Genomic DNA, 4,344 nt, shown 5'->3' with positions numbered 1-4,344 from the left:
CGAGATGCTATACATTATATAACACATAAGTTTTATTACTAATTAAATTATTAAATTATGAACAAAAAGTTTTCTACGCTTTTGACCGGCGCTCTGCTGGTCGGTTCGGTTGCTGCGAATGCTGCTGGCATCAATGTCAATAAAGTTGACAAAATCGAGCAGTTGGCGAGTGGCTCCCGTTATTATGTCCTAAGTACGACTAAGGCGACTGGTACTACAGGCAGTCCTGCAGAAATTGCAACAGGTGTGTATATGGATGCTGGTGTAGTTAAGGCTGGCGATGTTACAGGTTTTACAACATTAGACAAGATCAACCCGATGCTTTGGAGCATTAAGGTTAATGCTGTTGCCGGTGCTAACCGTTTTGTATTCACAAACAAGGCAGAAGGTATGACTCTTTCTTTTGATCCTGCTAATGCGATTGATGTTTCTACTGCTGCTTTAGCTGCAGATGGTAGTGCTGAAGCTGTAAAAAAGGCATCACAACTGACAGATGTTGAAACAGAATGGAGCTGGGTTACGACTAAGGATGCAGGTACGGAACTTGCTGAACTTAAAGGTCTTGCAGCTTATTTTCATAAGGACTCTGTAATGAAGTTGTATCAAGTAACGGGAACAGGAAATGTATTTGCTGTAAAATATGCGAATACAGCTACCCCAACAATTACTAATGCAACAGAAGTTGCAGTTCAGGCAGCTCAACCTGCAACTATAGTTCTTACAGCTAAAGATTTGAACGTATTGGGTACAGGTGCTAACAAGTACTTTACTATTGATGCAGGCCAGACATTGAAAGGCAATATCTTTGCAAACACAAAATGGCAGGCGCAAAATATTGTTGCTAAAGATGGTGCTGGTAGTGTTGGTGATAATACTGATCCTGCATCATTTACTTATGAAGCAAATGATGCGACTTCACCTAAACTTGCAGCAACATCTGGTGCTGTTGTTTTGAATAAGATTGAAAGTGATAAACCTTCTTTCAAGTTTGCTCATGTTGATACTGCTTTCTGGGCTGGTGTGTCAGAAAATGAGAATAAATGGTATGAGTTTGCTGTGGCAGAAGGAAAAGTGACAAAGAATGGTGATGGTGCAATTGTTACTTTGGACTCTTTGGCTCGCAAAGGAGGTCTTACTCAAAAGGCATTTGAGTTTACATTTACACGTGACTTATTTAAAGATAGTGTAATCGTAACTGTTCAGGCTGCAGGTTTGATGGAGAAAAAAGACGACCTTGTTGAGGTTTGGGGAAAGAAGACTTATTGGCATACTGCAAATGACGCTCTTAAGACTTATCTCACCCTTTCTTATCAGAAATTGAACGATGCTAACGTTCTTACTTTAGATCAGGCTAATCAAGATAATAATATTCCGTTCTACGTATCCGGCGCACTTGTTGAAAGCGTTGCTACCTCTGTCAACGACGGTCTGTACTACATCAAGAACAAAGCAGGTCAGTTCCTGGCTGCTCCTATCTATAACACTATAAACGGAACAACTTCTGCAGCTAAATGGGTAACTGTAAACGGTGGTTTGCAGGAAGTGGCTCATATGCCGGCTTACCAGTGGGTTGTTTTGAAAGATAAGATCTATTCTGAAACAGCTAAAAAGACTTCTACGGTTACAATTACAAACCGCGAGTTTACTGCAATTGAGGGTGCTAAGGTTCAGTTGAACCAGAAAGACGAAGCAAGCTGCCTGTATACAAATACTATTGGAAATTTGGCTATTACTGATAAAGACTCTCTGAAATTCGTCCAGATCGAAGACCTGGCTATCCTGTCAGATACTTTGTTAGGTTATAAGAACTTCGAGGCAGACTCTCTGTTGGTAAACCGTTATACATTCAACTATCTGCATGACTATGCAGACAGCAAGTATATCGTTAAATCTGCAAAAGACTCTTTGGCTCAGGCTACGGATGGAACTCAGCCGTTTGTAATTGAAGCAGAAGATAACATCTACGATTATGGTTATGAAGTAACTCCTGCTATCGCAGAACGTATCGCTGGCTTGAAACAATTACGCAGACAGGCTTACCAGGTATATCTTCCGACAGCAAAGGGCAAACTTTACCTGTCAAAGAATACTGAAGACAAGTATATGTTTACAGTTCCGGCTTACGGTACTCCTTCTACATTCTTGTTCAAGGAAGAAAACGATCTGACAAACAACAAACATTATCATGCATTGGTAGCTGTTGATGGAACTCTGGGTACTCTTGCTTCTGAATCATACACTAAAGTCGGTGTTATTGACGCTTCTGCTATCCTGGAAGACCAGAAAATGAGCGAACAGAGAACATCTGCTTTCAACATCGGTAAATACGATGCTCCTCTGTACCGTCGTTTCAACTCAATGAAGTTGGAAGGCAACGAAGGTGATGCTGCCGATACATTGCGTTTCGTAGAAAAGTATCGTAAAGAATACCTGCAGGTTGAAGCTAACGAAAACTTCAAGGTTAAGGGTATCGACTTCTTAGGTATCTATACTCCGGACTTCACGAAAGACGGCAAATCGTTCATCGTTGACACTGCATTCGTAAACCGTTGGAGCGGTAACATCAAACCTCAGTATCTGATCTCTATCGATCGCAACGATGCTCCGGGTAAAGACGCTGAACCGTGTCCGTTGGAACACAATCATGGTTATGACAAAGACGGCAAACCGCTTGACAAATGGTCTTGTTCACATGCAACTCCGGCAACAGCTGGCTTCCATTATGGTAAATACCTGGTTAACTTCGCTGATTCTGTAGATCATGCTGCTAAGAGTGCTGATTACGGTTGGAAGGGTTATACACGTGCCGGTTTCGTGAAAGCCGTTCACATGGGTGATAGCCTGTATATCTTGGCTGGTCAGTTTGCTGATGTAACTCCTGCTACTTTCGACACTGCTGCAATCCACAAAGCTGTTAAGGACAAGAAATATGCTGAAGAGTATATTGTAGACCTGCAGGGTGACGAACATAAACTTGTAACATGGTCAATGCGTTTTGTTGATCCTGAAAATGCTGCAAACGAAGCAGAAGAAGACCGTGCATTCTTGATGGAATCTCAAGGAGAAGAACGCGATATCGCTCCGACTACAGGTGAATGGTTGAAGATGCAGAACGGTTGTATCGTATTGTCCGGTACTGCTGGTGCTCCGTCTACATTCGACCAGATTACCGGTGCTGACGATGCGCTGATCTTCAACGTAGAAATGGGTAACAAAGATGATATGGCTACTGACAACGAACAAATTGCTACTTCTGAAGTAACAGTTATCGCTCAACAGGGTGCTGTAAGAATCGCTAACGCTGAAGGCAAGAAGGTTGTTATCACGAACATCTTGGGCCAGACAATCGCTAACACAGTTATTACTTCAAGCGACGCTGTAATCGCTGCACCTGCCGGTGTAGTAGTTGTAGCTATCGAAGGCGAAGAAGCTGTAAAAGCAATCGTAAAATAAGAATGAAATTATAATCAAATAATTCTAAAACAGGCCGCGCGGGTTTGTAGAGACGGACGGCTGTCCGTCTCGATCAACACCAATTACCCTGTGACAGGCGAACAAGCGGTCAAGTTTAATATTAATAATACTAAAGTATATTGAATTTAAAAAGTTCAATGTAGCCGGTAACCCTGTGAAGGACGAAAGCATACAAAAGATTAGTCCCGGAAGATGGTAACACTTCCGGGGCTTTGTCGTTTTATTAATGTAGAGATGCACGGCCGTGCATCTCTCTACGGGGATGTGTCAAGCGCGGGGACAAGAATGTTTTGACACACCGCTGTATAGAGATGCACAGCCGTGCATCTCTACGGTCTAAAACAACAACAAATCAATCACCAAATAAACAAACAATCAGCATGAAAAAAAAATTGAAGCCGCCGGCCTGAACCGGATGTTGCGCGAGTTAAATGAGACGCTGCAGCCAGCGGAAAAGCAGCTGCACGAGTTAGTAAAACGCTGTAACCAGCTGAACCGCATTCTGGAACACGCAGCCCTGGAGGAAGATATGGAGTGGAAAGACCGGGTCGTCTTCCACGGGCCGACACACCAGTTCCTGGCGCTCCTGGCGCCACTGATCAAGAGCGAACACTGCAAGGTGGACGGGAAATGCAACCGCGAAGCCCTTCTGCGTGCGCTCGACGAGGTGATCAAAGTCTGTCCCGAAGAAGGAAAAGAGCCCCTGAAATTTTCCAGTTTATTGGATGCCGCCAAACGCTATCTTTCAGACGAATAATATTCGACACCCTTTTTACTAATAAAGCAAAAAAGGTGTGAGCTAACCGGTTCATTCTCCCTACATTTGAACAAATGCCGAACGAATCGACATAAATCACACAAAAGTTGCAT

Annotated in this window: 2 protein-coding genes; both read left to right on the top strand. The window is 43.1% G+C overall.

Features of this window, described 5'->3' with window-relative positions; all coding sequences use genetic code 11:
* The first annotated feature begins 57 nt into the window (after positions 1–57).
* Positions 58–3,453: a DUF6383 domain-containing protein gene (locus tag DWU89_RS20180; protein ID WP_115501421.1), complete on the top strand. Its 3,396-nt coding sequence runs from the start codon at positions 58–60 to the stop codon at positions 3,451–3,453.
* A 436-nt stretch (positions 3,454–3,889) separates the two neighbouring features.
* Positions 3,890–4,231, top strand: coding sequence for a hypothetical protein (locus DWU89_RS20175; protein ID WP_115501420.1), 342 nt, complete (start codon positions 3,890–3,892; stop codon positions 4,229–4,231).
* The last annotated feature ends 113 nt before the right edge of the window (positions 4,232–4,344 follow it).

This window comes from Parabacteroides acidifaciens (assembly GCF_003363715.1).
Classification (GTDB): domain Bacteria; phylum Bacteroidota; class Bacteroidia; order Bacteroidales; family Tannerellaceae; genus Parabacteroides; species Parabacteroides acidifaciens.
The sequence above is the reverse complement of the archived record's forward strand: the minus strand, read 5'-3'. Positions and strand labels throughout refer to the sequence as shown.